This window comes from Acinetobacter lwoffii (genome assembly GCF_019048525.1).
GTDB classification, from domain to species: Bacteria; Pseudomonadota; Gammaproteobacteria; order Pseudomonadales; family Moraxellaceae; genus Acinetobacter; species Acinetobacter lwoffii_K.
The window spans coordinates 1,191,742-1,218,291 of the sequence record NZ_CP077369.1; the positions used below are offsets into that span (position 1 = coordinate 1,191,742).

At 44.0% G+C, this 26,550-nt stretch carries 22 protein-coding genes and 1 pseudogene; 16 read left to right on the forward strand and 7 right to left on the reverse strand.

Annotation, left to right across the window (positions count from 1 at the left end):
* Window positions 1-157 precede the first annotated feature (157 nt).
* The gene (locus I6L24_RS05550; RefSeq protein WP_216986516.1) at window positions 158-3,643 is read right to left on the reverse strand and encodes an Rne/Rng family ribonuclease; all 3,486 of its coding nucleotides are present in this window, start codon (window positions 3,641-3,643) and stop codon (window positions 158-160) included.
* 766 nt (window positions 3,644-4,409) lie between these two features.
* On the opposite strand from I6L24_RS05550, the gene I6L24_RS05555 reads away from it, so the two are divergent.
* The 5 genes from I6L24_RS05555 (at window position 4,410) to dmpG (ending at window position 9,556) form a co-directional block, all read left to right on the forward strand.
* Window positions 4,410-5,366 carry an RluA family pseudouridine synthase gene (locus tag I6L24_RS05555; RefSeq protein WP_216986517.1) on the forward strand — a complete coding sequence of 319 codons (957 nt, stop codon included), beginning with the start codon at window positions 4,410-4,412 and terminating at the stop codon, window positions 5,364-5,366.
* Between the two features lie 363 nt (window positions 5,367-5,729).
* Window positions 5,730-6,398, forward strand: coding sequence for an HAD-IA family hydrolase (locus tag I6L24_RS05560; protein ID WP_216986518.1), 669 nt, complete (start codon window positions 5,730-5,732; stop codon window positions 6,396-6,398).
* 407 nt (window positions 6,399-6,805) lie between these two features.
* On the forward strand, window positions 6,806-7,603 hold the full coding sequence (locus I6L24_RS05565) for a 2-keto-4-pentenoate hydratase (RefSeq protein WP_004647361.1): 798 nt from the start codon (window positions 6,806-6,808) through the stop codon (window positions 7,601-7,603).
* 24 nt (window positions 7,604-7,627) lie between these two features.
* Complete coding sequence (locus I6L24_RS05570; protein ID WP_004647362.1) at window positions 7,628-8,524, forward strand: acetaldehyde dehydrogenase (acetylating); 897 nt, start codon at window positions 7,628-7,630, stop codon at window positions 8,522-8,524.
* Window positions 8,525-8,536: 12 nt separating this feature from the next.
* A complete protein-coding gene (gene dmpG / locus I6L24_RS05575) occupies window positions 8,537-9,556 on the forward strand; it encodes a 4-hydroxy-2-oxovalerate aldolase (RefSeq protein WP_005102984.1) in 1,020 nt (339 codons plus the stop codon).
* Between the two features lie 213 nt (window positions 9,557-9,769).
* Here the strand turns inward: dmpG and I6L24_RS05580 are convergent.
* A pseudogene (locus I6L24_RS05580) lies at window positions 9,770-10,162 on the reverse strand (transposase family protein); the annotation flags it as partial.
* A gap of 37 nt (window positions 10,163-10,199) precedes the next feature.
* Complete coding sequence (locus I6L24_RS05585; RefSeq protein WP_000669095.1) at window positions 10,200-10,604, reverse strand: transposase family protein; 405 nt, start codon at window positions 10,602-10,604, stop codon at window positions 10,200-10,202.
* 333 nt (window positions 10,605-10,937) lie between these two features.
* Here I6L24_RS05585 and I6L24_RS05590 point away from each other — a divergent pair, with 333 nt between their 5' ends.
* Window positions 10,938-12,197 (forward strand): OprD family outer membrane porin, encoded by a 1,260-nt coding sequence (locus tag I6L24_RS05590; protein WP_216986519.1) that lies wholly within the window; start codon window positions 10,938-10,940, stop codon window positions 12,195-12,197.
* A gap of 286 nt (window positions 12,198-12,483) precedes the next feature.
* Complete coding sequence (locus I6L24_RS05595; protein ID WP_213686461.1) at window positions 12,484-13,344, forward strand: alpha/beta fold hydrolase; 861 nt, start codon at window positions 12,484-12,486, stop codon at window positions 13,342-13,344.
* 381 nt (window positions 13,345-13,725) lie between these two features.
* On the opposite strand, the gene hcaR is transcribed toward I6L24_RS05595, so the two are convergent.
* Entirely contained in the window at window positions 13,726-14,634 is a 909-nt protein-coding gene (gene hcaR, locus I6L24_RS05600; RefSeq protein WP_004278522.1) for a DNA-binding transcriptional regulator HcaR, read from the reverse strand.
* 281 nt (window positions 14,635-14,915) lie between these two features.
* On the opposite strand from hcaR, the gene hcaE reads away from it, so the two are divergent.
* The 9 genes from hcaE to I6L24_RS05645 all read left to right on the forward strand — a co-directional run bounded on the left by hcaE (window position 14,916) and on the right by I6L24_RS05645 (window position 23,865).
* The gene (gene hcaE / locus I6L24_RS05605; protein ID WP_004278520.1) at window positions 14,916-16,283 is read left to right on the forward strand and encodes a 3-phenylpropionate/cinnamic acid dioxygenase subunit alpha; all 1,368 of its coding nucleotides are present in this window, start codon (window positions 14,916-14,918) and stop codon (window positions 16,281-16,283) included.
* Entirely contained in the window at window positions 16,280-16,798 is a 519-nt protein-coding gene (hcaF, locus tag I6L24_RS05610; protein ID WP_004647365.1) for a 3-phenylpropionate/cinnamic acid dioxygenase subunit beta, read from the forward strand. Before hcaE ends, hcaF begins: the two co-directional genes overlap by 4 nt.
* Complete coding sequence (gene hcaC, locus I6L24_RS05615) at window positions 16,798-17,124, forward strand: 3-phenylpropionate/cinnamic acid dioxygenase ferredoxin subunit (RefSeq protein WP_004278517.1); 327 nt, start codon at window positions 16,798-16,800, stop codon at window positions 17,122-17,124. The genes hcaF and hcaC overlap by 1 nt, the downstream gene beginning before the upstream one ends.
* 2 nt (window positions 17,125-17,126) lie before the next feature.
* Entirely contained in the window at window positions 17,127-17,942 is an 816-nt protein-coding gene (gene hcaB / locus I6L24_RS05620; RefSeq protein WP_004278515.1) for a 3-phenylpropionate-dihydrodiol/cinnamic acid-dihydrodiol dehydrogenase, read from the forward strand.
* Window positions 17,943-18,015: 73 nt separating this feature from the next.
* Window positions 18,016-18,981: a 3-carboxyethylcatechol 2,3-dioxygenase gene (locus tag I6L24_RS05625; RefSeq protein ID WP_148334731.1), complete on the forward strand. Its 966-nt coding sequence runs from the start codon at window positions 18,016-18,018 to the stop codon at window positions 18,979-18,981.
* Between the two features lie 4 nt (window positions 18,982-18,985).
* Window positions 18,986-20,212 (forward strand): 3-phenylpropionate/cinnamic acid dioxygenase ferredoxin--NAD(+) reductase subunit, encoded by a 1,227-nt coding sequence (gene hcaD, locus I6L24_RS05630; protein WP_005102991.1) that lies wholly within the window; start codon window positions 18,986-18,988, stop codon window positions 20,210-20,212.
* A 168-nt stretch (window positions 20,213-20,380) separates the two neighbouring features.
* Window positions 20,381-21,286 (forward strand): DMT family transporter, encoded by a 906-nt coding sequence (locus I6L24_RS05635; RefSeq protein ID WP_148334732.1) that lies wholly within the window; start codon window positions 20,381-20,383, stop codon window positions 21,284-21,286.
* Window positions 21,287-21,467: 181 nt separating this feature from the next.
* On the forward strand, window positions 21,468-22,403 hold the full coding sequence (locus I6L24_RS05640; RefSeq protein WP_005261714.1) for a cation diffusion facilitator family transporter: 936 nt from the start codon (window positions 21,468-21,470) through the stop codon (window positions 22,401-22,403).
* Window positions 22,404-22,809: 406 nt separating this feature from the next.
* Window positions 22,810-23,865, forward strand: a complete 1,056-nt coding sequence (locus tag I6L24_RS05645) for an MBL fold metallo-hydrolase (protein WP_005107984.1) — start codon at window positions 22,810-22,812, stop codon at window positions 23,863-23,865.
* Here I6L24_RS05645 and I6L24_RS05650 read toward each other — a convergent pair.
* The 3 genes from I6L24_RS05650 to I6L24_RS05660 form a co-directional block, all read right to left on the reverse strand.
* Entirely contained in the window at window positions 23,855-24,265 is a 411-nt protein-coding gene (locus I6L24_RS05650; RefSeq protein ID WP_148334733.1) for a DoxX-like family protein, read from the reverse strand. The genes I6L24_RS05645 and I6L24_RS05650 overlap by 11 nt on opposite strands.
* Entirely contained in the window at window positions 24,255-24,698 is a 444-nt protein-coding gene (locus tag I6L24_RS05655; protein ID WP_216986520.1) for a thiol-disulfide oxidoreductase DCC family protein, read from the reverse strand. The genes I6L24_RS05650 and I6L24_RS05655 overlap by 11 nt, the downstream gene beginning before the upstream one ends.
* Before the next feature lie 95 nt (window positions 24,699-24,793).
* Window positions 24,794-26,314, reverse strand: a complete 1,521-nt coding sequence (locus tag I6L24_RS05660) for a catalase (protein WP_005245901.1) — start codon at window positions 26,312-26,314, stop codon at window positions 24,794-24,796.
* Window positions 26,315-26,550: the final 236 nt, after the last annotated feature.

A 26,550-nucleotide genomic window follows, 5' to 3' on the forward strand; every position in this document is an offset into this window, starting at 1 on the left:
TTTCGTATCCGATGCGTTCAATTTATATACAGTAGACGAGCTATCCATCTTTTAGCGTTAAAACACTAGTGCAATCAACCTATTCTGACTAAATCTAGCAAAAAAAACCTAGTCACCGAAATGACTAGGTTTTTTTAGATGACTGCAATTGAGCAAATTATGATTCAGTTGCAGTATTGGCTTTTTTCGGTGGACGACCACGTGGACGACGTGGACGGGCAGCCTGTTTCTCTGCTTTTTCAGCTTCGCTGGCTTCAGTGTCTTCTGTTGTTACTTCGGCCTGATCCTGGGCTTCTGTAACAGGAGCTTCTGATTCAGCATTTGCTTCAACTGGCGCAGCATCTTCAGGTTGAGCTTCAGTCACTGGAGCCTCTTCTGCAGGAGCTGTATCTACTGGTGCCGTAGTTTCAGTCGCTTGTTCAGCTGGCTGAGCATTTACGGTTTCTTCAATAGCGATTTCAGTGGCTACTGGAGTTTCAGTTGCTGCTGCTTCAGCTGACTCTGCTTGCGCTTCTGCTGCTACAGGTGCTTCTGGCGCAGTTTCAACTGCCGGAGCCGGAGCTGCTTCTACTTTAGCCTGTTGCTTGGCTTGTTGCAGGGCCTGTTCTGCAGCCTGTTTAGCCAGACGGCGACGCTCACGTGGATCGTTTGCGACACGTTTGTCCGACACCGGTTTTGGTGGAGTCAGGTCCAGCACTGGAGCAGGCTCTGCTTCAACCTTGGCTACGGTCACTTGAACATCACGGGTGACCGGTTTTTTCTCTGCGGCAGGCGTTGCTGCAGCCACCAGACTCGCGTTGTACTCTTTTGTGAACTTCTCTAGAGCACGGTTGAAGGTTGGCAATAAACCAAACTGTTCAATCAGTACGGAGCAGTCTTCACCATAAACATGGCGAATCAGGCTACCAATGGTGAACTGACCAAATGTTGGTACTTGTGACGGAGTCAACTTCTGAACTGTGGCCTGTTGAGGCTGGCCTTCACGCTGCTGACGGCGACGCTGACGCGGATCGTTGCTGGCACGTGGTTTTTCAGCACTTGATTCTTCAGTTGGCACAACTTCTTCAACAGGGGCTGTCAGTGCAGCTTCCACTACATTTTCAGCCGCGGCTTCTTCAACTGGCGCATCTGCCAGTGCAGTAACTTCAACCGCTGGCGTTGCAACTGCAGCATTGTCATTCAATGCCACGATTTCGCTTTTCGCCTGGTCAATATTCACGACCATAGCTGTTGGCATCACGTCTTGACGGGGTGCATCGACCAATTCAACACGAAGCTGCTTGTCGTTGACTGTCGGAGCTTCAACGACTGCAGGTGCTGCTTGTTGAGCCTGCTCATTCAGCACGCTTGGATCGCGGTGGCGATTTGGACGTTCCTGACGTGGCTGGTTACGGCGGTCACGACGTGGAATTGCCTGTTGTGGCTGTTGTTCATTGTTTTGAACATCATTTTGCTGAGATGGCTCGTTGTGGTGCTGACGGCGAGAATTACGCTTGTTTTCACGTGCTTCATGACGTTGCTCTTGACGAGATACCTGAACCACTTCTTCATGCACCTGATGTTGCTGAGGCGCGGAAGCTTCAGACTGAACCTGCTCACGCGGTTCTTTGTGCTTCGGATTGCGTGGTTTTTTGTTGTTATGACGCGGCGCTCTTTCATCACGCTCTGCCGGTTTTTCAGCATCACGTTCCTGTTTTTGCGCTACAGTCGATGGTGCCAGGTAAGCATTGCTGCTTGCCGGAGCAACCGGTTGAGACACTTGCTGTGGAGCAGGTTGTGCCACTGGTGTAGACAATTGACCGAACTGACCACGGCTCACCGCACCGCCATTGATCATTTGCTCAATTGCTGCAGCTGCATTGTTGGCAGTACGCGATTGATCAACAGTCGCAGCCTGTTTTTGAACAAAGAGGTTTTCTAACCAGGCACATGGGCTAGATGCAGGAGCAGCAACTTGTGCTTGGGCAGGAGCTTGTTGCGCAACAGGTACTTGCTGTGCATTTTGGTTTTGCTGGTTACGGCGTTTATTGTTTCTGCCGTTGTTTTGCTGTTGAGCAGGCGCTGGTGCAGCAGCATGCGTATGTTGTTCTTCTTCTAAATGCCATTCAGATGACTCATAGCCCAACTCTTTTTCACTTGAACGAGTTGCTTCAGTACGTTCATAGCTGGTTGGTGCAAAGCCTTCGGCATTATAAGTGATTTCATAATGCGGTGTTTCCAGATGCGGATGCGGCAGCACAGTGACACGTACATTTGAAGTCTGTTCTAAATAGACCAAGGTGTGACGTTTTTCATTCAATAAGAAGGCAGCAATTTCGACTGGAACTTCGACTTGAACTTCACCATGACGTTCACGTAACGCGATCTCTTCCACTTTACGCATAATCGAAAGTGATAAAGAACGAAGATCACGAACCATGCCGGTACCATGGCAGCGTGGGCAAACGTAGCCAGTCGCTTCTTCAAGAGAAGGACGCAGACGTTGACGGCTCATTTCCATCAAACCAAAACGTGACAATTGACCGAACTGAATACGGGCACGGTCACTTTGCGTAGCTTCGCGTAGCTTCGCTTCCACCATACGCTGGTTGCGGTCTTTGGTCATGTCGATAAAGTCGATCACCACCAGGCCACCGATATCGCGTAAACGTAATTGACGCGCGATTTCTTCTGCCGCTTCAATGTTGGTGTTCAACGCGGTGTCTTCAACGTCGCTACCGCGAGTCGATTTTGCTGAGTTAATGTCAATTGACACTAAAGCTTCAGTTTGGTCGATCACGATCGAACCGCCAGAAGGTAATTTTACTTCACGTTCATAAGCGGTTTGAATTTGACTTTCAATCGCGAAATGCGCGAATAAAGGTTCATTTAAGGTATAAGTTTTCAGTTTTTCTAACTGACGTGGCATTACCGCTTTTACGAAGTTATAAGCTTCGTTATAAGCTTGTTCTGAGTCAATCAGGATTTCAGCAACATCATCACGCAGGTAGTCACGAATGGCACGTGTCACTACGCCCGCTTCCTGATGTACCAACATTGGCGATGGACCTGAACTTGCAGTGCTCTGGATTTGTGCCCAAAGGTCTAACAAGTGCTGTAAGTCGAGTTGCAATTCTTCTTGTGAACGACCGATCCCGGCAGTACGCACAATCACACTCATACCACGTGGCACGTTCAGTGTTGCCAGCATTTCTTTCAGTTCTTCACGCACTGAACCAGAAATCTGACGGCTGATACCACCACCTTTAGGGTTGTTTGGCATCAAGACCAGGTAACGGCCAGCAAGTGAGATAAAAGTAGACAAGGCAGCGCCTTTATTGCCACGCTCTTCTTTTTCCACCTGAACCAGAAGTTCGGTGCCTTCAGTGATCAGTTCACGGATATTTGAAGTTTGGCGAGGGTCGGCTTTGTAATATGAATTTGCGATTTCACGCATTGACAGGAAGCCTTGGCGACCTGCACCGTATTCAACGAATACAGCTTCTAAAGAAGGTTCAACGCGAGTCACGTGACCTTTGTAGATATTGGATTTTTTTTGTTCACGGGTACGATTTTCTAAATCAAAATCGTAAAGACGCTGACCAGTGACAAGTGCAACGCGAATTTCTTCGGCATGTGTTGCATTAATCAACATACGTTTCATGGGTGTAACACCTTATAGTGATACACAGCAAAAAATCGCTATACACGTAGCGAACATCACACATCACGGATCAATGGCTCAAATCTGCAATGAATTTCATTGTGGTTTGAGTCTTTTATGACCGAGCTCTATTTAATATAGATGGGCTTCGGTTTTTGATTCACGTATTGATGATGGCAATACGGCTTCAATCTTTAAACGGATTAAAGTCACCTGAACGCTTCACTGGCGGACGAGCGGTGCATTGGATGTGTGTAACTTTCACTGTCACATTGCTCGAAGATCATCCCTTCTTTATAGAAAGTGTCTTGATACGGAATTGTCGTCGTATCTTTACAAACTGTGCAGATCCAATGCATCAACGCTGTAGCCTGAAGTCGTCTTCAGGTTGCGACTAATCTGATGTGTATCAGTTTACGTTTAAAAACCAACAAAGTTGGCGACATATTTTTTAAGACAAACTGATTTATGTACCTGAGGTACAATTAAACGCAACAGTTTGCTTTGTTTGCCGATATAATAAGCCTTCGGCGTGGCATAATTCTTTGGGGACCTTCCCGTATCATGTGAGTCTTTAATTAAACAATCAAGTTCAGAAAAATCTGAAATGATTCAACTTTTACTCACAAACGATGGTTTCCGTGCGCTGACTATATCAAACCTTGCATCATCTGCCTATGGGCTAAGCTTATGTTTCTTGTGTAAAGCATAACCTAAGTGATCAGTTTTTAATCAATTTTAGTATTTTTTGGGTCATAGTAACTGTATGAATTCTACGCAACAATGGCAAAACGTCACTTGGTTTGAAGTGGATGAACATCAAGATGGACAACGCATCGATAATTTCCTGTTTAGTCGTCTGAAAGGTGTGCCAAAAAGCCGTATCTATCGTCTGATTCGTGAAGGCCAGGTTCGCGTTAATAAAAAACGCATTAAAGCAGAAACCAAACTCGCAATCGGCGATCAGATTCGTGTTGCGCCGATTCGCTATGAACAAAAAGATGAGTCTGCTGCACCGGTTTCCGACAAAGTGGCACAAGGCTTATTGGCCCGTGTCATTTATGAAGATGAAGGTCTGATGGTCGTCAACAAACCATCTGGTATTGCTGTGCATGGTGGTAGCGGTGTGGCCTATGGCCTGATTGAAGGCTTACGTGCAGCGACCGGTAAAAAGTATCTGGAACTGATTCACCGTATTGACCGTGATACTTCCGGTCTGGTGATGATTTCTAAAAAGCGTAGCGTGTTGAAAACATTACAAGATATGTTGCGTGAACATAAAATCAAAAAAACCTATGCTGCTGTGGTAAAAGGGCAGGTTACTTTAGACAAGCAGTTGATTGATGCGCCTTTACATCGTTACGAGCTGGCCAATGGTGAACGTCGTGTCTGTGTGTCACCAAAAGAAGGCAAAGAGTCTAAAACCCAGTGGAATGTGCAAGAGCGTTTTATGCATGCCACACTGGTATATGCATCTCCGCTTTCTGGTCGTACCCATCAGATTCGTGTACACGGTTTGAGTATTGGACATCCGCTCGTAGGCGATGAAAAGTATGGACATGAAACGGAATATCGTGGGCCAAAACCACGCCGTTTGTGTTTACATGCCATGCGTCTGGACATTCCGGGTTATCCGACCATTGAAGCGCCATTGCCAGAAGATATGCAGAGTCTGGTGGCGCAGTTAAGAGCGCAGAAAGCGGATAAACCGGCTGCTCAGTAAGGACTTATTTTTTTCTTTTAATAAATTCAATCCACCCTCATCCTCCTTTGAAAAGGAGTGAATTCCCTTCTTTCTTAAAGATGAGGAACACTGTTCCGCAAGAGGGGAGATTAAATTTCGAAAGAATCCTCTCCCTGAGCAGCACTGCTGAGCAAGTCTCCTTTCTTGCACGTCGTTTAAAGCAGTGTTTTAAACTCGTTCAGGAGAGGGAACACTACTTATTAAAGAGCAATGTTGAATTAAAACTAAACTGATAATTCGACTTTATTGGTTCTTTTAGTAAAGTCATTTGCTTAAGAATGAAAAAAGCTCTCTCCTAAAAGGAGAGGGTTTCAAGACTGAATCAAATCCAGGAAACCTTATATGAACTCAGCTGTAAAATTGGTCATTTTCGATTGGGATGGCACTTTATTTGATTCAGTCGGTCAAATCGTAGCGAGTTTGCAGTTTGCCGCACAGCAATTTCAGCAGCCTTTAACGGATGCAGATGCCAAAAGTATTATTGGCCTGGGTTTGCCAGAAGTCGCACAGCGACTTTTCCCAACCGTGCCAGATTTACATGCAGATATTTTGCAGGCTTATTCAGATCATTATGTTGCCAACTCATCAGGAGATTCCTGGTTTGAAGGCGTAGCGCACATGCTCGCAGATTTACAGCAGCAAGGCGTGAAGCTGGCTGTTGCTACAGGGAAAAGCCGTAAAGGTCTGGATCGTGTATTGAAACAGACGAATAGTGAAGAGCTGTTTGTGACCACGCGTGCTGCCAGCGAAACCCGTTCTAAACCTCATCCATTAATGTTAGAAGAAATTCTGGCGGAAACCGGTGTGCAGGCTGAACATGCCATCATGGTCGGTGATACGTCTTATGATCTGGAAATGGCGCAAAATATTGCCATGCCAAGTGTTGGTGTAGGTTATGGTGTGCATGAGCCTGAACTTTTAGCTCAATTTAATCCAGTCTGTATCGTGGATGATGTGGCTGCTTTGCATAGCGCATTGTTGGCTAAAGTCCAATGGAAACAAGCAGTTTAATCCAGTATCTTGGTTGTAATGAAAAACAAGTATTTCCCCGGTTTAAATTGGCTGGGGAATGCGGCAGATTTAAGCGCTGGTTCTTATCTTTTAGTCTAAAGTCGTAATTGTACTGATTTTATTCGGTCATATTACGGCAGTTATTTTGCTAAATAGAGATGTGTTTTAAATAATAAGATTTTGTTTTATTTCGTTTTTTATAAATTATTCTTATAGATAATAGCTATAGCAAAAAATAAAATAACTATTGGCACAAACGCCAGATTTTTCCCATCCTAAAACTGTTTATTCCTATGCTCGCTCTGAGAAAGGCAGTCCATGCGGATGATCAGCCTGATCATGTCCCTATTTTCTGTCCCTCTTAGATCTCGGCATAAGCCTAATTTTTGCAGTTTAAGGAAACATTGATGTCGAATTCTGCTGTTGTTGAATCAGTTGCACAAGCACTTCGTAGCGCTGAATTATCACAAACTGCGATTGCACCGATTCGCCCAGAACTTGGCGGTGAAAGTGCTGACGTAGATATCGCCTATGCCGTTCAGGAAGTGAATACCGAGCGTGCTTTGTCTGAAGGTCGCCGTCTGGTGGGTCGTAAAATCGGTTTGACGTCTAAAGTCGTTCAAGCGCAACTGGGTGTAGATCAGCCGGATTTCGGTATGTTATTTGCCGATATGGCTTATGGCGATGGTGAAGCAATTCCAGCCGGCCTTCTGATTCAGCCGAAAGTTGAAGCAGAAATCGCATTGGTGATTAACCAGGATTTAACCAAAGAAAAACACACGTATGCAGACATTATCAGCGCAACTGATTATGCACTGCCTGCAATTGAAGTGGTCGATAGCCGTATCGAAAACTGGAAAATTAGCCTGATTGATACTGTGGCGGATAACGCATCTTCTGCTGCATTTGTCTTGGGTTCTCAGCCGGTTAAGTTAGAAAAACTTGATCTTGTGAACTGCAAGATGGTGATGACGCGCGGTGAGGAAGTCGTTTCTCAAGGCGTGGGTAAAGCATGTCTTGCAAACCCATTGAATGCTGCTGTTTGGCTTGCAGATGAAATGGTGCGTCGTGGCCGTCCGCTTTTAAAAGGCGACATCATCTTGACGGGTGCTTTAGGTCCAATGGTTGTGGCGCAACCAGGTGATGAATTCAAGGTTGAAATTGAAGGCTTCGGTTCAGTAACCGCTGCATTCGCTGCTGAATAATCAAGATTCCAAGAGAGTACATTCATGAAAAAGATTAAATGTGCAATGATCGGTCCAGGGAATATTGGTACTGATTTGCTTTATAAATTACAACGTAGCGAATGGTTAGAGCCTGTTTGGATGGTGGGGATTGACCCGACTTCTGAAGGTTTGGCGCGTGCTGCGAAAATGGGTTTAAAAACCACAGCTGAAGGTGTCGATGGTCTGCTTCCTCATGTGATTGCTGATGACATCAAAATTGCATTCGATGCAACTTCTGCCTATGTCCATGCTGAAAACAGCCGCAAGCTGAATGAACTTGGCGTGTTGATGATCGACTTAACGCCTGCTGCGATTGGTCCATTTTGTGTACCACCAGTCAACCTTGAAGCATTGCTACAAGCGGGCGAAGTACCAAACGTGAACATGGTGACATGTGGCGGTCAGGCAACGATTCCGATGGTGGCTGCGGTTTCTCGCGTTCAACCTGTTGAATACGGCGAAATCATTGCAACTGTATCGACTAAGTCGGTTGGTCCGGGAACGCGTAAAAACATTGATGAATTCACACGTACCACTGCGGGTGCAATCGAGAAAGTCGGCGGCGCGAAACAAGGTAAAGCGATCATTATCATTAATCCGGCTGAGCCACCTTTAATGATGCGTGACACAGTACATTGCTTGGTTGAAGGTGAGCCGGATCAGGCAGCGATTACTGAATCTGTACATGCCATGATCAAGGAAGTTCAAAAATACGTACCAGGTTACAAGCTGGTAAATGGTCCGGTATTTGATGGCAACCGCGTATCAATTTACTTGGAAGTTGAAGGTCTGGGTGACTTCCTGCCGAAATACGCAGGCAACCTGGATATTATGACTGCAGCAGCTGCACGTACTGCAGAAATGTTCGCAGAACACGTGTTCAACACCGCTGAAGCTTAAAGGAATACCAAAATGTCTAAGATTATTGTTCATGATATGACTTTACGTGATGGTATGCACCCGCAGCGCCATCAAACGACTGTTGAGCAAATGATTGCAATTTCAACAGCACTTGATGATGCCGGCGTACCTTTAATTGAAGTAACGCACGGTGACGGCCTTGGCGGTTCATCAGTGAACTACGGTTTTGCTGCTGCAACGGATGAAGAATATTTATCCGCTGTTGTGCCACGTATGAAAAATGCAAAAATTTCTGCATTGCTTTTACCTGGTATCGGTACGGTTGACCATTTGAAAATGGCACATGAAATTGGTGTCTCTACCATTCGTGTGGCGACGCATTGTACTGAAGCGGATTGTTCTGAGCAGCACATCACCGCTGCACGTAAACTAGAAATGGACACCGTCGGTTTCTTAATGTTGGCGCATATGGCATCTCCTGAAAAATTGCTTGAAGAAGCAAACAAGATGGTGTCTTACGGTGCAAACTGTATCTATGTGACAGATTCAGCAGGTTATATGCTTCCTCAAGACGTTATTGATCGCGTAGGTCACTTACGTCAACACTTGGACCCAAGCATTGAGCTTGGTTTCCACGGTCACCACAACTTAGGTATGGGTGTATCGAATACTGTTGCTGCTGTTCAAGCAGGTGCAGTACGTGTTGACTTGGCATCTGCAGGTTTGGGTGCTGGCGCAGGTAATACGCCACTTGAACTGTTTATCGCTGTGGCAAACCGTATGGGTATGGACACTGGCGTTGACTTGTTCAAAGTACAAGATGTTGCTGAAGATCTAGTGATTCCAATGATGCACAACCCAATTCGTGCAGACCGTGATGCGGCTACTTTAGGTTATGCGGGTGTTTACTCTTCATTCCTGTTGTTTGCTAAACGCGCTGAAGCGAAATATGGCGTATCTGCACGTGAAATCCTGATGGAACTTGGTCGCCGTGGTACGGTAGGTGGTCAGGAAGACATGATTGAAGACCTGGCATTAACCATGTCTAAAGCGCGCGAGTTACAAGCTTAATTTTTAATGCATTCGTATTAAAATAAGGCTAATAAAAAAGCATCCGATTTGGATGCTTTTTTATTATTAAGTAGATTTAATAATATATTAAAACTCTGATCTCAGATATTTTAGTTATAGTGCTATGTGAAGATTATTTCAGTTTAATTTTTTCCTTAAACATAAAAACGATAAATAAAAAATATTAGACTTCCTTCATAAATCATTTTTCAATCAATTTAATTGTTTATCTTTCACCCAATCTAAATTGTATATGCCAGCAAGTAAATTAAACCGCAGGTTTAATCTTTTACGACGATTTCTATATACACAAGATAAAATCTTAAAACATTTCATCCTTCCAAATACATGCTCTACTTGAATTCGTCTACGACCAATCTCTTTATTTAACTTTTTTAATTCAGAATCTAGTTTTTCAGTTTTCTTTGCTTTAGATGGCATGAGGCATCCAAAACCCAATTTCTTTATCCCTAAATAACCCTTATCAACGATAAAAAAGGGCTTAAATTTTAATTTCCTCATGCTTTTTTTAAATATTTTAAAATCATGCATGCTTCCATGACTTCCACATACACTCAGTATTTCACCTGTTATATAGTGCATAGATAGCTGAAATTTAAAGGTATGTCGCTTTTTTTTACCGCTATACCATTTCTTCTGTTTTTTTTGGACGTTGAACTAATATTTCAGTGGCATCAATCACAACAACTTCCCAATCCACTTCATCTCGATTAGGAAGTTGTTTTGGCAAGTTGAATTTTCCAGAACGGATTAAGGTATCTTCAATAACACGTGTGATACGAATTGCACTCGTTTCAGATACACCGTAACTCATACCAAGATGGAAAAATGTTCGATATTCTCTCCAATATTCTATACATAAGAGCAAACGATCTTCCAACGGTAATTTATGCGGTCGTCCTTTACCAATATGACGAGGTAAATGCTTATTTAGCTCGGCCAACATGAGGTTAAATGTAGCCCAACTAACACCGGTAAGCCTACGAAACTTAACGTTTGATAATTTTTGAATATCTTTGAATTTCATCCAAGGATTATCTCTTGAATTAAATAATTTTGCTGATTAATTTAAGATCAAATAAATTGTACGTTTTTTGATTTATGACGGAAGTCTATTATCTTAAAGTTTTTAAAAAAATTGCGCTTATTAATAAAGGAAACAGAAATTTGAATTAAATATCTGGTCAAATTTTTATTTTCTTTAATCGGTTTAAAATCTAAGAGATTGAGTGCTTAAATCTGGGCTTGGAATATGCAGAGCTAAAAGAGCAAAAGTTTAATACTGTGGTCGGATTTTTTATTTAAACCGACTTGCGCATGATGGCTGCATGGATTTTATCAGCTGAATGGGGAACTCATCATGCGTCGTCACAATTTATGGATTGCAATGCTTACTGCGACAGCAACTTTAGGGACAACTGCAACGAATGCAGACTTTATTGACGACAGCAATGTTCAACTCAAATTTAAAAACTTTTATCTAGACCGTCAGTATCAAGATGACTACTCATCACGTAATTGGGGTTCTTGGTCACAAGGGGTGACTCTGGATGCCAAGTCCGGTTATCACGATATCGGTGGTGGTGTGCAGGTTGGTGCTGATGTACTGGTGCAACATGCAGTCAAACTCAATGGCCGTGATAAAAATCCGGACTGGGTTTTACCGCACGATGGCAAAGAGTCAAAAGACCATTTCGGTAAAGTCGGCGCGACCTTAAAAGCCAAAGTGTCACAAACTGAACTGAAAGTCGGTGAGTTATTGCCGGTATCTCCAGTCTTGGTATTCGATCCATCGCGTCAGTTATTGACGACTTATAGTGGTGCCTGGTTAGAGTCTAAAGACCTTAAAGATACCAAGTTAACTTTGGCGTATATTGATGGTATTAACAATCGTTATGATAATCAATTCCGTGATTTAACTAAATTTAATCCACCACAATTTGATAATGGCGCTGAATCAGATGGTATGTGGATTGCTGGTGTAGATCATCAACTAACAAAAGAGTTGGGTGCAAGTTATTGGTATGCCGATGTTCAAGACATTTATCAACAGCATTATCTAGGTGTGAATTACAAAACTGCGCTTGGTGAAAAAACCAAATTAGATAGCCATATTCGTTACTTCGATAACTCGGAGTCAGGTGACAAGCTATATGGTGAGATCGATAACCAGGCTGTGTCTGTCGCCGCAAAAGTGAATCATGGTGCACATAGCGTAGGTGTGGGTTACCAGCAAATGTTTGGTGATAGCGCATTCCCGACATTGGGTGGCTGGGTGCCACAGCCTTATCTGGCGAACTGGGGGGTAGCGACCTTTACCGCGCCAGAAGAAAAGTCATGGAGTGTTTCTTATGGCTATGACTTCTCTGAAATGGGTGCAAAAGGCTTAAACGCAACAGCCGTATATTTCAAAGGTTATGATCAGAAAGGTACTGGGGCGTATCAAGGTCAAAACTTCAACACAGATGAAGTAAATGCAATTGTTAATTACACTGTGCCAGAAGGTAAATTAAAAGGTTTGGGTATACAGGGAATGTATATTGATGTGAATTTTGCCAATCCAGCAAAACCAGACCTGCAAGAATACCGTGTCGCCACCACTTATACGCATAAATTCTAATACCCGTATATTTTAAAAGCAGTCAGTCTTCTGGCTGCTTTTTGGTTTAAGCGTTGCATTGTTTCATTAAAGGCTTAGATTGAGTAGTGTTTTATTTTAAATTAATATATAAAACAAATACTTAAATTATATCTATTTTGTAGGGTGCAATCGTAATTTTGTATCAGTTTGCTGCGGCTGAGCGGTTAATATAAGGGTGTACACAAGTCATTTTAATGAGTCAACTTGACGTCGAATTCTTGAAAATAGAGGGACACGCAAGCGAAAGACTGTAAGAGGAAGCAATATGAGCACTGTTCAAATCCCTGACTATCAAACAGATCCATTCTTTGGCTTAGAAGACAAATGGATTGAAACCGCTGAAGGCGAGTTGACCCATTACCACGAAATTGGTGAAGGTACGCCTATTCTATTTTTACACGGTTCAGGTACAGGTGTATCGGCTGCAGCAAACTGGTGGTTAAACCTGCCACAAATTGGCGAGCAGGCGCGTTGTATCGCGATTGATACCGTTGGTTATGGCCAAACTGTGGTTGCGCCGGGTACTGAATATGGTATCCGTGCCTGGGTAGATCATGCGATTCGTACGCTAGACGCTTTGGGTATCGAAAAAACCTGGTTGGTCGGTAACTCTCTGGGTGGCTGGTTAGCATTCCAGATGGCATTGGATTATCCAGATCGTATTTTGGGTATCGTGTCTATGGGTACGGGCGGTGCGAAACAGACAGCTGCACTTAAAGCTCACGCAAACCCAGTTCTTACAGAAGAAGGAATCAAGAAAACCCTTTCTATGTTTGTCGTAAACAAAGACCTGATTACAGATGAACTGGTAAAAGTACGTTTTGCTTCTGCTGCAAATGACTATGCATCAAATCGTTTAATGGATGTGGTTGGCGCACGTGACCGTGACCGTTTCGAATTCCCATTAGACTTCGAAAAAATGAAAGACATTACTGTGCCTGTACTATTGATTCATGGTACGCAAGACGTGGTGATTCCGGTTTCTCGTACTTGGGACATCCTGAACATCGTGCCAAATGCTGATGCACATATCTTCAGCCAATGCGGTCACTGGTCTCAAGTTGAAAAAGCAGATGAGTTCAACACTGTGATCAAAAACTACCTGGCTGTTCACGGCGTAAAATAAGTTTGATATAGTTTTAAAAAAGGATGGCTTTGGTCATCCTTTTTTATATCGGAAATATTTAAGGTAGCGCACCTAAGTGAGTTTGATTCTCATTTATTTGAATAAATATAAAAATCTAATAATTTTTATAGGCTTGAGCTATTTAAACTGAGAAAAATCCGAATGAAACTTTATTAGACTTAAGTGGTAAATGCAGTACATTTAGAGCTAAAAATACACAATTTGGGTCAAGGGCAAGTGAAAAATTTAAGCGCCAGAAATAGATTCTTTATTATAAAATAGAATTAAAAATGGATTCTTAAGCATAAAATAATAAAACAAAAAAAGCACATGCCTATCATAAGTTGAATGGCATATGCCTAATGCAGGGAAGAAATAGGATTAATTTTGTTCGCTACGGTTAATATCCAGATAGAACACACGGGTCAAAAGCTCAAGAAATTTGCTCACGACATAGGATTTGTTGTTTTTATGGTAGCTGACATACAGGTCTAAATAGGGCAACTCCACGTCCAGCGGACGAATCACGGTATTATCCATGGTTAGTGGTGCAATATAGCCAGGCAAAATGGTACAGCCTAGGCCCATTCCGATCGAGTTGATATTAAATAAAATATTATCGGCCTTTTGCACGATATTGAGTTCAATGCCGTTGGCTTTGGCAAAGTCCAGAATAGCCTGGTTCAGGGTCAAGGACTGCTCTGCTGATGGAATAATAAAATCAATACCATTCAATGCTTTAACAGGAATTCTTTCGTATTTTGCTAAGGGATGATCTTTAGGCAGGAGAAAAATCAGCGGTTCACGAATCACGAACTGGCTTTCAATTTCATCACTATTGAAATTATGACGGGTAAATGTCAGATCTAGATCACCTTTTTTTAACAAACGCATTTGCTCATTGTTGTTCAGGCTGAGCAGTTCAATTTTTAAATCCGAGTTCTGTACACGTAGATTTGGCAAGATATACGGGAAGATTTTCATCTCGGCCACCGGTACAAAACCGATGCGGAGCATTTGCTGCTTGGCCTGTGACACCTGACGTGCCATGGCAACGGCTTTGTCCGCCTGTGCCAGGGTGAGACGAGCCTGTTCCAGGAATACGGCGCCTTCTTCGGTCAGCTCTACTTTACGTTTGGTTCGGTTGAGTAGCTTTACCCCGACATCTTCTTCCAGGTCTTTGATTTGCTGGCTAAGTGAGGGTTGAGCCGTATAAAGTTTAAGTGCTGCCTTACTAAAATTGAGCTCTTCAGCAACGGTGATAAAGTAGCGAAGGTGTCGTAATTCCATGTCATCAACCCAAAGAGTAATCCAAAAAATGTCTTACTATAATTTCCTCAAAGTATAATCTATAAACAACTATGTCGTGAAGATTATTTTCCCATTCATAAACTAAATGCTCTGGCGGAATTAATAGATGTTTTAATATAAAAATTCACGTGCTTAATAATTGCTTTAAGCTCTTAATTGAAACAAAAAAAATATTTCCCGAAAAACGCTGTCAAATCCATCATCGTTGAAAAGTTGAGTCTATTACTTTGTGCCAAAGATAGGTCACAGGAGAGCTTTTCATGAGTGGAAAAATTGATGTGCGCGAAATCGATGCTTTAGTCGATGCACAAAATGGACGTATTACGCCATCTATTTATACAGATCCTGACATTTACGAATTAGAACTCGAACGTGTTTTCGGTCGTACTTGGTTATTCCTTTGCCATGAAAGCCAAATTCCTAAGGCTGGTGATTTCTTCAACACCTACATGGGCGAAGATCCAATCATTGTGGCACGTCAAAAAGATGGCTCAATCAAAGCATTTTTAAACCAGTGCCGTCACCGTTCTATGCGTGTAAGCTTCGCTGACTGTGGTAATACCCGTGCATTTACTTGCCCGTACCACGGCTGGTCATACGGCATTGACGGTTCTTTAAAAGATATCCCGCTTGAAGATCGTGCTTACCCACATGGTGCATGTAAAGAGCAATGGGGTCTGGTTGAAGTGAATCGTGTGAAGTCTTACAAAGGCTTGGTATTCGCTTGTTGGGATGAAACCACACCTGATCTTGAAGAATACATGGGCGATATCGCTTGGTACTTAGATGGCGTTGTTGACCGTCGTCCAGGTGGTACAGAAATTATCGGTGGTGTCCACAAGTGGGAAATCGAGTGTAACTGGAAATTTGCGGCTGAACAGTTCGCATCTGACCAATACCACGCCTTGTTCTCTCACGCTTCTGCGATCCAAGTATTGGGCGCGAAACCAGACGACGAATCTTCTAAGAAATTAGGTGCTGCACAAACGGCTCGTCCAGTTTGGGAAACTGCCAAAGACGCGATCCAGTACGGTTCACGTGGTCATGGTTCAGGCTTCTTCTTCACAGAGAAACCAGACGCAAACGTATGGGTTGACGGTGAAGTTGCCAACTACTTCCGTGAAACTTACGACGAAGTTAAAGAGCGCCTAGGCGAGACTCGTGCACTGCGTCTTGCAGGTCACAACACCATGTTCCCAACTTTGTCTTGGTTGAACGGTACTGCAACACTTCGCGTATGGCATCCACGTGGTCCAAACAAAACCGAAGTATGGGCATTCTGTATTGCGGATGCTGAAGCATCTCAAGAAGTGAAAGAAGCATTTGAACGTTCTGCAACGCGTGCCTTTGGTCCAGCCGGTTTCCTCGAGCAAGATGACTCTGAGAACTGGATTGAAATTCAAAAAGTTTTACGTGGTTACAAAGCGCGTCAAAATAAACTCATTATGGAAATGGGTAAAGGCAACGAAAAAGTACGTGAAGATGGTATCCCGGGTATCACCAACTACATTTTCTCTGAAACTGCAGCACGTGGTATGTACCGCCGCTGGGCAGATTTATTGATCCATGAAAAATGGGAAGACGTGGAAAAAGCAGCTGACGAATATGAGAAGGAGCTTATGAAATGAGTCAAATCAGCTTAGAACTTCATCACCAAATTAGTCAGTTCCTGTATCGCGAAGCAAAATTGCTAGACGATTGGAAATTCCGCGAATGGTTGGATACGTTAGCTGAAGATATTTCTTACACGCTACGTACCACACCAAACGCACAAACCCGTGACCGTCGTCGTTCAGTTGAACCACCTACCACTTGGGTGTTCAACGATTCAAAAGACCTTTTAGAGCGTCGTGTAGCGCGTCTGGAAACCGGTATGGCTTGGGCTGAAGAGCCTCCGTCACGTACCACCCACATGGTGAGCAACGTGATCGTAGAGCCAACTGAAGTTGAAGGCGAATACGACGTGTACGTAACCTATTTGCTATATCGTACGCAAAAAGAGAAAGACATTGTCATTTACTGCGGTAAACGTCATGACAAGATCCGTAAAGTTGAAGGCGGCCTCGGCTTCCAGATCTTCAACCGTAAGATCACGCTTGATCAAGCGACATATAGCTCACATAATCTGAGTGTGTTCTTCTAATGAATAAGATTTTTGTTTGCCAAGTTGACGAATTAGACGAAGGCGAAGCGTTAAAAGTAGATTGTGGCGTAAACGGTATCGAAGCGCTGGCTGTATTTAACAATGGCGGTGAATTCTTCGCTATGAACGATAAATGCAGTCATGGTAATGCGTCAATGTCTGAAGGTTACCTTGAAGATGACGGTACTGTTGAATGTCCATTGCATTCAGCACGTTTCTGTTTAAAAACAGGTGAAGCATTGTGTTTACCTGCAACTGATCCAATCAAAACATTCCCAGTGATTGTTGAAGATGGTCAATTGTTTGTAGAGATGGCAGGAGAGTAAGCATGGGTTGGCTACAAGGCGAAGTTGCACTTATTACTGGTGGTGGTTCAGGCTTAGGCTGGGCTTTGGTAGAACGTTTTATTGAGGAAGGTGCGCAAGTCGCTGTTCTTCAACGTTCAAAAGCTAAAGTAGATGCATTAAATGAACACTTCGGTGGAAAAGTTCTTGCGATCGAAGGTGATGTAGCCAGCTATGCAGATAACGTTCGTGCAGTTCAAGCAACTGTGGAACGTTTCGGTAAACTCGATTGTTTCGTTGGTAATGCCGGTATCTGGGATCACTATGCCGATATCGTCAATACCTCTGGTGAGCAGCTGGAGAAAGCCTTTGACGAGATTATGGGGATTAATACCAAATCTCTGATCCTTGGTGCGAAGGCTGCACTGGATGCATTGATCGCTTCTGAAGGTTCTATCATATTTACTTTGTCTAATTCGGCACTGTACTCCGCTGGCGGAGGCCCTGTATATACTGCATCTAAGCATGCGGGTGTCGGGATTATGAAAGAATTGGCTTATGAGCTTGCGCCTAAAGTACGAGTGAACGCGGTTGCGCCGTCAGGTATGAATGTGAATATCAAAGGCGCGGCATCGCTCGGTCAGGAAAATGTGGGCCTGCTCGATGCACGTGATCCTGAGAAAATTGCACGTGGCATGCCACTGAATTTCTTGCCTGAACCGGAAGATATGACCGGCTCATACGTGCTGTTGGCATCTCGTCAAAATAACCGTCCTCTGACTGGTGTTCTGATCAATGCAGAATGCGGTTTGGGTATTCGTGGCCTACGTCAGCCACGTGCAGGTTTCTTTGACGAATAAACATCTAGTCTCATTCAAATGGACTTACCGGCAGCCTCTTCTCTCAGGGCTGCTTTCCTTCTAGGAGTCTCTCATGGCCGTTAAACTTATTTGTGCATCGCACAGTCCTTTAATGGAATTTGCTTCGCCTCAAGATCAATCAAAAGAGCAAAAAGTTCATGCTGCTTTTGAAAAACTCTCTGCTGAAGTAAAAGCTTACGACCCAACCCTGATCATCACTTTTGGTCCTGACCATTTTAATGGTTTCTTCTATGACCTGATGCCAAGTTTCTGCGTGGGTATTCGTGCCAAAGCCGCAGGTGACTGGGATTATGGCAAGGACAATGACCATATTGATGTACCTGAAGACAAGGCATTAGATCTGGTTCGACGTGTACTGGATGAAGGCGTAGATGTTGCCTACTCATACCGTATGCAGGCTGACCATGGCGTGACTCAGCCCTTACATTTCCTGTGTGAAGGTAAACTTGATCGTTACCCAACGATTCCAATTTTTATTAATGGCGCTGCTGCACCGATGCCAACCACCAAGCGTACCATCGCTTTGGGCCGTGCTGTGGGTCAATACATCAAATCTTTAAATCTTGAAAATGAGCGTGTGCTTGTTTTAGGTACCGGTGGTCTGTCACATGATCCACCTACACCACAAATGGGTGCAGTACCACCAGAAGTAGAAGAGTTCCTGATTGCAGGCCGTTATCCAACACCTGAAGCACGTCATGCACGTCAATCCAAGATTATTGCAGTGGGTCAAAAGCTGGCAGCAGGGGATACGTCAGTTGCCGTGCCTTTGAATGCTGAATGGGATATTGCCCTGCTAGAAACCTTCAAGCATGCTGATTTTGCAACATTAGAAGCGATGACTGAAGCTGAAATCCGCCATGATGGTGGTCGTGGTGGTCAGGAAGTCCGTTCTTGGATGGCTGCCTTCGCTGCCTTAAGCGAAATGGGTGAGTATGAAATGACCACACATTGCTATGAAGACATCAGCGAATGGATTGCCGGCTTCGGTATCGTATCTGCAGAGTTAAAAGGTTAAGAAAATGAGCAACGTAAACAACATCGTGATCGTGGGTGCTGGCCAGGCAGGTGCGAGCGCAATTTTAGAACTTCGTGGCAACAAGTATGAAGGCAAAATTACCTTAATTGGTGATGAAAGCCATCTTCCTTATGAGCGTCCACCGTTGTCTAAAGATGTGATTCTAAAACCTGAAGAAACCAAGATCGAAATCCTGTCGGAACAGAAACTGGCAGATTTAGGCGTAGAAACGATTCGCGGCAATGGCGTAGCGAAAATTAATGCCGAAGCGAAAACGGTTGAACTCCTGAACGGTGATGTTGTTGCTTACGACAAGCTCTTGCTTGCAACAGGTGGTGCCGCGCGCCGTTTGCCTAATTTCGATGCTTTGGGCAAACACGTCTATACCCTGCGTAACTTGGAAGATTCACAGGCACTGGTGCCTGTACTTCAAGCCGGTCGCCGTATCATCCTGATCGGTGGTGGCGTGATTGGTCTTGAGTTGGCATCATCTGCACGTTACAAAGACTGTCAGGTGACTGTGATCGAAATGGGTCCGATGGTTATGGGTCGTTGTTCACCACAAATCCTGAGCGAATTCCTGCTAGAGCAGCATCGTCAAAACCAGGTCGATGTGCGTCTTGAAACCAAGATTACAGATTGCCGTTTAGATGGTGAAGAAGTCGTGGTAACGCTGGAAGGCGGTGAAGAACTGCGTGCTGATGCTGTAGTTTACGGAATCGGAATCGTGCCAAATGCACAGCTTGCGCTAGATGTAGGTCTGGATGTTGATGTTGCGATCAAAGTGAATGAACACTGCCAAACCTCGAATGCTGATATTTATGCAGCGGGCGATGTTGCGACCCAGTTACGTGACTGTGGCAATCACCGCCGTGTGGAAACCTGGGAAAATGCCAACCTTCAGGCAGGCATCTTCGCGCGTCACGTGATGGGTGTGGAACATCCGAAAGCCAATCCGGCCTGGTTCTGGACGGATCAGCTGAATATCAACTTCCAGTTTGTCGGCGATATGGCCGCAGCTGAATGGCATATCCGTGGTGAAATGGATGCAGCCAAAGGTGCAGACAATTCATTCGTGATGTACGGTGTGACTGATGGTCAGATCGTTGGCGGGATTACCGTGAATGCAGCCAAAGAAATGCGTCATTTGAAAAAAATGATCAGCAAAAATACGGCGTTTGATGTTGAAAAACATTTAGATATCGCGCAAGACTTACGCAAAATTGCTTAAGTCGTATTGAGATATCTTGGGACAGACCTATGTTTTGCATAGGTCTGTTTTTTATGCACGAAACTTGATGAATTTATCAAAAATTAAAACTTCATCTCAGCATGAATTCGCTATACGCTATTTTTGAAGTTGCTGATCCAGAACTTCTTGGCCTCGTTTAGGAGACTTATGAGTTCTTCATCTTCATTGCCGGTCACGGCAAGTATTTACGCTTTATTGGTGCTGATCTGGGCGGCAACGCCACTGGCGATTGTCTGGAGCGTGGCCGAGATTCACCCGATGTGGGTGCTGATCATTCGCTATTTTGGTGCCTCGATTATTGCGTTGTTCCTGCTGAAGATCATGCGCGACCCGCTGCCTTTTGACCGCACTTCAATGAAAAGTTATCTGGCAGGCAGTTTGAATTTAATCGGTGCGCAGCTGTTTATTTATCTGGCGGCCAATTATCTGACCTCAGGTTTGATGGCGCTAATTTTTGGTTTTTCACCGCTGATCGCCGGTTTAATCGGTCATGTGATTTTAAAAACCCATAAACTGATCTGGCTGCAATGGCTCGGCATGGCAGTGGCCGTCGCCGGTTTATGTTTTGTTTTTGCCGACTCGGCAGACAGCAAGATTAATCCTTGGGGTGTGGTACTGATGCTGATCAGTATGGTGTCTTATATCAGCTCAATCTTCTGGGTTAAACAGATTAGTGCACCCTTGAGTCCGATGTCGCAAGCGACGGGGTCATTGCTGGTCTCCGCGGCTGGTTCAGTCATTTTAGTGCCGTTTATCTGGCAACATATGCCGACTCAGTTGCCTAGCACACAGGCAATGATCGGTTTTGTATTTACCATGATCATGTCTTCGATTGTGGCAATGCTGTGTTATTTCTGGCTGATTCGCCGTCTAAATGCTTCGACCGTTTCATTGAGTAATGTGATGACGCCGGTGATCGCTCTGGTATTGGGAGCAACCTTAAATCATGAAATTATCAGCAGTCATGCTTTTGCGGGAATTGCTGTGGTGATGTTCGGGATCATCATGTATTTCTGGAAAGAGTGGCGCGAGCAGTATTTTTCCAAGCATTAAAACTGTAAAAACCAAAAGGGCGAAAGCCCTTTTATTATTTTAGTGGAGAGTAAAGTGATTCAACAACGTGAGAGATCACGACTAAGCAACAATTTGTAAAACAACTTTCAAAAATAAATGATTAAGATTTTGATACATAAATCATTCAAGCTTGCACAAGCTTATTTAGGACAGTGTCAGGATGTCTGAATCCAATAAAATCGTAGTTTATGCAGCCCTGTTTGGTAATCTGGCGATTGCGCTGGTGAAATTTGTTGCGTCCTATATAACCAATAGTTCTGCCATGTTCAGTGAGGCAATTCATTCCGTAGTAGATACCTTGAATGAAATTTTACTGTTATATGGCATGAAAAAATCAGAAAAACCGGCAAATGCCAAACATCCTTTTGGTTATGGGCGTGAACTGTATTTTTGGGCCTTTATTGTGGCACTGATGGTTTTTGCCCTAGGTGCGATTGTGTCCATCTATCAAGGGATACAGCATATTCTTCAGCCTGAAGTCATGCAGGATCCATTGATCAATTATATTGTGCTGGGTCTGGCGATTCTTTTTGAAGGATTTTCATGGTCAGTGGCTTTAAAAACCTTTCGTAAACAAAAGGGAAATCTGGGATATTTTGAAGCCTTTCGACACAGTAAAGATCCAACGACCTTTACCGTGTTATTTGAAGATACTGCCGCCCTGGTCGGCTTGGTGATTGCTCTGGTCGGTATCTTTCTGGCGCATCAACTGAATATTCCTGAATTGGACGGTGCCGCATCGATTTTAATTGGTATTGTTCTGGCGGTTTCTGCCTGGTTTCTGGCACGTGAAACCAAAGGTTTGTTACTGGGTGAAACGGCAGATCCAAAACTGCGTGAAGATGTATTGAACATTGCTCAACAGGATGCGGCAGTTTTTAGTGCTAATGGGGTATTGACTGAGCAGATGGGTGCTCAGCAAGTCATTGCATCATTGAGTCTGGAATTTAAAGATGATTTAACTTCTGATGAAATTGAAGCCTGTGTCAACCGGATCGAAGCGCAGATTAAACAGCTGCACCCGGAAATTATTGCTTTATTTGTGAAACCCCAAACCAAGGCCGTATGGCTGGAACGAACTCAAGGTCGTGTATAAAGATCTAAAAAACGCTTGAGGTTGGTATTTTGATCTCAACTTGCCTTTCTCGCACAATTGATGTGATGATACTGAGGTATGGCGAATTTCATCATAAAATCATCAATGGGCAGACATGCTTTTGTCAGCATGGGCTTATAAATATTGAGTATCATTTTGTATTTTTAGACAGAAGGGCGCGAGCGATATTTTTCTAGATAATCCAAGGCTTCAGCCAGCCATAAGGTCGATGAAATGCCATTTTTTTGCTAAAAATAACAAAAACATACATGATTTTCTGTGACGGATTTCATACTATGTTGTAGTGTGCCTGTTTTTAGTTTGTATGCTCATTAAAAGATGCACCGCTTGACCATTTCAAGAGGTTGTTGTCTTGCATATAGCGAATAATAAATAGTGGATGTTTATGCAAGATCTTCTCAAAACTAAAAAATTCCAGTTAATCACGGAATCCAGTTGGAAACATCTCTGGTCTAAGCCAGTGTTTGAGTATCTGCATTCAGATCATTTCGACGGAAAACAGTTTCGTAATCTTGAGCATGCTTCTCTATCGCGCGGTCGCTTTGATTTATACAAATGGCTCATTACCCGAAAATCCAAGACCTGGAATGTCAATCTTGACGAAGAGCGTGCCGAGTTTTTTTCTCGTCCGCGCGCATTGCCACAGCAGCGTCCAGATGCAGCTCTGGATGACTGGCAAGTCTGGTTTATTGGTCACGCCACCACATTAATTCAGATCGGCCCCTATAACTTCCTGACTGATCCGGTTTGGGCTGAATATGCCAGTCCATCGGCTTCCACAGGGCCGCAGCGGGTCATTCCGGCTGGCATTGCTCTGGATGAGTTACCCCAGATTGATGCTGTACTACTTAGCCATAACCATTATGATCATATGGATCTGGCCAGTCTGGAATGGCTGTACAACACTTTTGAGATGCCTATTTATACCGGTCTGGGTAATGCCTGGTATTTGCCAGAACATTATACCGTGCATGAAATGGACTGGTGGGAAAGTGCCTTTTTTGAAGAGATCCGGATTGTCTATACGCCGGCTCAACATGCCTCAGGGCGCGGCATGCGCGATCAGAACTGTGCACTTTGGGGAGGATTTTCTTTATTACATGGCAAGGAACATTGTTTTTTTGCCGGAGATAGTGGCTACGCCTCACATTTTAAAGAAATTCGTAAACGTCTGGGTGCACCGCGAATTGCCTTACTCCCGATAGGAGCGTATGAACCGCGTGAACTGATGCGCGCGATCCATATGAATCCGGAAGATGCCTTTCATGCCCATCATGACTTGCAGGCCAAATGTTCACTGGCGATTCATTACCGTACTTTTCAGCTCACAGATGAAGACCGGGATGCACCGGAACATGAGTTGCATGAGATCATCAAGCATTCTTCCAAATTGATTAATCCGTTTTACTGCATACGGGAAGGCAAACGGATTATTGTTTAAGTACTTCCTGTTGTTCCTCTTGGATGAGTTGAATGGCCACTACAGAAAGCATCAGCATGGCGGTATTCATTACCACAGGATTGAATGCTGCAGTAAGTTGCAACGGGGCTGTGAATGCAATCAGCAGTAGTAATCCAGCAAGTCCGATAATATTCAACCTATGCAAGAGTATGGACCGGTTCCATTTCAGAAAGCATAAGCCAAATAGCATTTCACATCCTCCGGAAAGTCCAACCAAGACTTTGGCCAGTGCCAGCTCAAAACCCATATTTTGCCAAATGCTAATTTCAGCGGGTGATTGGAACAGAATTTTTGGAATGAGTCCCTGATAGAGCCATAGTATGACCAAAGTCAGCTGGATAGTACGCAGTGATTGTAGGAATACAGGTTTAGGATTCACGGACAGCTTCTTCCAGAAAATGGCGTTTATTTTCGCTGGATGGAATCAGGCAATACTCGGTTTTACCAAATAGCTTGTAACGATTTAAAGCGACCACACGATACAGAAAATCTCGGATAAAACGTGGAACAAAATAACCTGCGCTCATTAAATTAAAGGGAAAACCAAGATGCTGCAGCGCCTTCAGTAATGCAGTCGATTCCGTATAGAGTGTGCCATCTTGAATGACGAGCATCGTGGTGTAATGTTCGGTTGGCATCTGATAATGTTCGAGCAGTGCCGTACCTAAAGGCGATTGGGCGGAAACCAGTTTAAACTGTATCTTCTTATCGTATTGAATCAGAAACCGTGCCCAGCCATTGCAGATCACGCAAACAGCATCAAATAAAACAATGTCGTGTTGTTGAATGATGTCTTCAATATTTGGATGCATTGTTGTATTTCTTTTTGTGCCAGCTTGTTTCTATAGTGCTTGATGCTGCAATAAAAAACCACCCGAAGGTGGTTTCTATACATGTCTAAACTGGCTTAGAGAAAGCTAGGCAAACCTTTGGCTGGATCGCTTTCACGTGCTGCTTGGGCATCTGCTACAGTCATACCTAAGGCCTTAGCAACGCCTTGCCCATAAGCTGGATCGCAAGCGTAACAGTTGCGGATGTGACGGTATTTAATGAAATCTAGCGCATCACCCATCGCTCCGGCCGTGTTATTAAACAGAGCCTGTTTCTGCTGGTCATTCATCAGGTTAAACAGGGCGCGTGGCTGGCTGAAGTAATCATTGTCATCTTCACGGAAATCCCAGAAATCGGCATCACCGGTGATTTTCAGTGGCGGTTCTCTGAATTCCGGTTGTTCCTGCCACTGGCTAAAACTGTTCGGCTCGTAATGTGGCAATGAACCATAGTTGCCATCCATGCGGCCTTGACCATCACGGCGGTTCGAATGTACAGGACAACGTGCAGCATTGACTGGAACCTGTGAATGATTCACGCCAACACGGTAACGCGCTGCGTCGGCATAGTTCACTAAACGTGCCTGTAACATACGGTCCGGTGAGTAGCTGATACCCGGTACAAGATTGCTTGGTGCAAAGGCTGCTTGTTCTACATCCTGGAAATAGTTTTCCGGATTGCGGTTCAGTTCGAATTCACCGACTTCAATCAGTGGATAATCGCCCTTTGGCCAGACTTTGGTCAGGTCAAATGGATGATAAGGCACTGTTTCGGCTTCCAGTTCCGGCATGATCTGAACGTACATTTTCCATTTTGGATAGTCACCACGTTCGATGGCATCAAACAGGTCGGTCTGGCTGCTTTCACGGTCTTTGGCGATCAAGTCTGCAGCTTCAGCATCGGTCAGGTTCTGGATGCCTTGCTGGGTACGCATATGGAATTTTACCCAGAAGCGTTCATTTTTGGCATTGATAAAACTGAAGGTGTGACTGCCAAAACCATGCATATGACGGTAACCGGTCGGAATCCCGCGGTCGGACATGACAATGGTCACTTGATGCAAAGCTTCAGGCAACAGTGTCCAGAAATCCCAGTTATTGGTGGCGCTGCGCTTGTTGGTTTTCGGGTCGCGTTTGACTGCTTTATTCAGGTCAGGGAACTTGCGCGCATCCCGCAGGAAAAACACCGGGGTGTTATTGCCGACCAGATCCCAGTTGCCTTCTTCAGTATAGAATTTTAAGGCAAAACCGCGAATATCACGTTCTGCATCGGCTGCGCCACGTTCACCTGCCACCGTTGAGAAACGCGCAAACATTTCGGTTTTTTTGCCGACTTCAGAGAAAATTTTAGCGCGGCTATATTGGGTAATATCATTGGTCACGGTAAAGGTACCAAAAGCACCTGAACCTTTGGCATGCATACGACGCTCTGGAATCACTTCGCGGACAAAGTTGGCCAGTTTTTCATTCAGCCATAAATCCTGGGCAAGTAAAGGTCCACGCGCCCCTGCCGTCATACTGTTCTGGTTGTCGACCACAGGGGCACCAGCTTCAGTGGTCAGGTGGGTGACAGGGCATTTTTTAAAATCTTGGCTCATCTTTCCTCTCCAAGTTTTGAATATCTTATGTCGTTTACCTAGTATTCATAAAATATTGAGATATATGCTAATCAGATCAGGTTTCGCTATATTTACAATATCTTTAAATAAAGGGTGTTACAGCACAAAACGGAATTCAGGGTATAATTGAGTGAGCTCACTCAAAAAATATTTTTAAATTTAATAAAGTTTAAAATGTTGAAAATTAAATGGTTACTCTTAAAAAGTAACGGGTT

Bases quoted from the DNA above. Each gene is read 5' to 3' on its own strand.
- I6L24_RS05595 (WP_213686461.1), top strand. From the start codon at position 12,484: ATGAGCACTGTTCAAATCCCTGACTATCAAACAGATCCATTCTTTGGC.
- I6L24_RS05660 (WP_005245901.1), bottom strand. From the start codon at position 26,314: ATGAGCCAAGATTTTAAAAAATGCCCTGTCACCCACCTGACCACTGAA.
- hcaF (WP_004647365.1), top strand. From the start codon at position 16,280: ATGAGTCAAATCAGCTTAGAACTTCATCACCAAATTAGTCAGTTCCTG.
- I6L24_RS05585 (WP_000669095.1), bottom strand. From the start codon at position 10,604: ATGAAATTCAAAGATATTCAAAAATTATCAAACGTTAAGTTTCGTAGG.
- hcaB (WP_004278515.1), top strand. From the start codon at position 17,127: ATGGGTTGGCTACAAGGCGAAGTTGCACTTATTACTGGTGGTGGTTCA.
- I6L24_RS05560 (WP_216986518.1), top strand. From the start codon at position 5,730: ATGAACTCAGCTGTAAAATTGGTCATTTTCGATTGGGATGGCACTTTA.
- I6L24_RS05635 (WP_148334732.1), top strand. From the start codon at position 20,381: ATGAGTTCTTCATCTTCATTGCCGGTCACGGCAAGTATTTACGCTTTA.
- hcaC (WP_004278517.1), top strand. From the start codon at position 16,798: ATGAATAAGATTTTTGTTTGCCAAGTTGACGAATTAGACGAAGGCGAA.
- I6L24_RS05565 (WP_004647361.1), top strand. From the start codon at position 6,806: ATGTCGAATTCTGCTGTTGTTGAATCAGTTGCACAAGCACTTCGTAGC.
- I6L24_RS05625 (WP_148334731.1), top strand. From the start codon at position 18,016: ATGGCCGTTAAACTTATTTGTGCATCGCACAGTCCTTTAATGGAATTT.
- hcaD (WP_005102991.1), top strand. From the start codon at position 18,986: ATGAGCAACGTAAACAACATCGTGATCGTGGGTGCTGGCCAGGCAGGT.
- I6L24_RS05590 (WP_216986519.1), top strand. From the start codon at position 10,938: ATGCGTCGTCACAATTTATGGATTGCAATGCTTACTGCGACAGCAACT.
- I6L24_RS05655 (WP_216986520.1), bottom strand. From the start codon at position 24,698: ATGCATCCAAATATTGAAGACATCATTCAACAACACGACATTGTTTTA.
- I6L24_RS05550 (WP_216986516.1), bottom strand. From the start codon at position 3,643: ATGAAACGTATGTTGATTAATGCAACACATGCCGAAGAAATTCGCGTT.
- hcaR (WP_004278522.1), bottom strand. From the start codon at position 14,634: ATGGAATTACGACACCTTCGCTACTTTATCACCGTTGCTGAAGAGCTC.
- dmpG (WP_005102984.1), top strand. From the start codon at position 8,537: ATGTCTAAGATTATTGTTCATGATATGACTTTACGTGATGGTATGCAC.
- I6L24_RS05645 (WP_005107984.1), top strand. From the start codon at position 22,810: ATGCAAGATCTTCTCAAAACTAAAAAATTCCAGTTAATCACGGAATCC.
- I6L24_RS05555 (WP_216986517.1), top strand. From the start codon at position 4,410: ATGAATTCTACGCAACAATGGCAAAACGTCACTTGGTTTGAAGTGGAT.
- hcaE (WP_004278520.1), top strand. From the start codon at position 14,916: ATGAGTGGAAAAATTGATGTGCGCGAAATCGATGCTTTAGTCGATGCA.
- I6L24_RS05570 (WP_004647362.1), top strand. From the start codon at position 7,628: ATGAAAAAGATTAAATGTGCAATGATCGGTCCAGGGAATATTGGTACT.
- I6L24_RS05640 (WP_005261714.1), top strand. From the start codon at position 21,468: ATGTCTGAATCCAATAAAATCGTAGTTTATGCAGCCCTGTTTGGTAAT.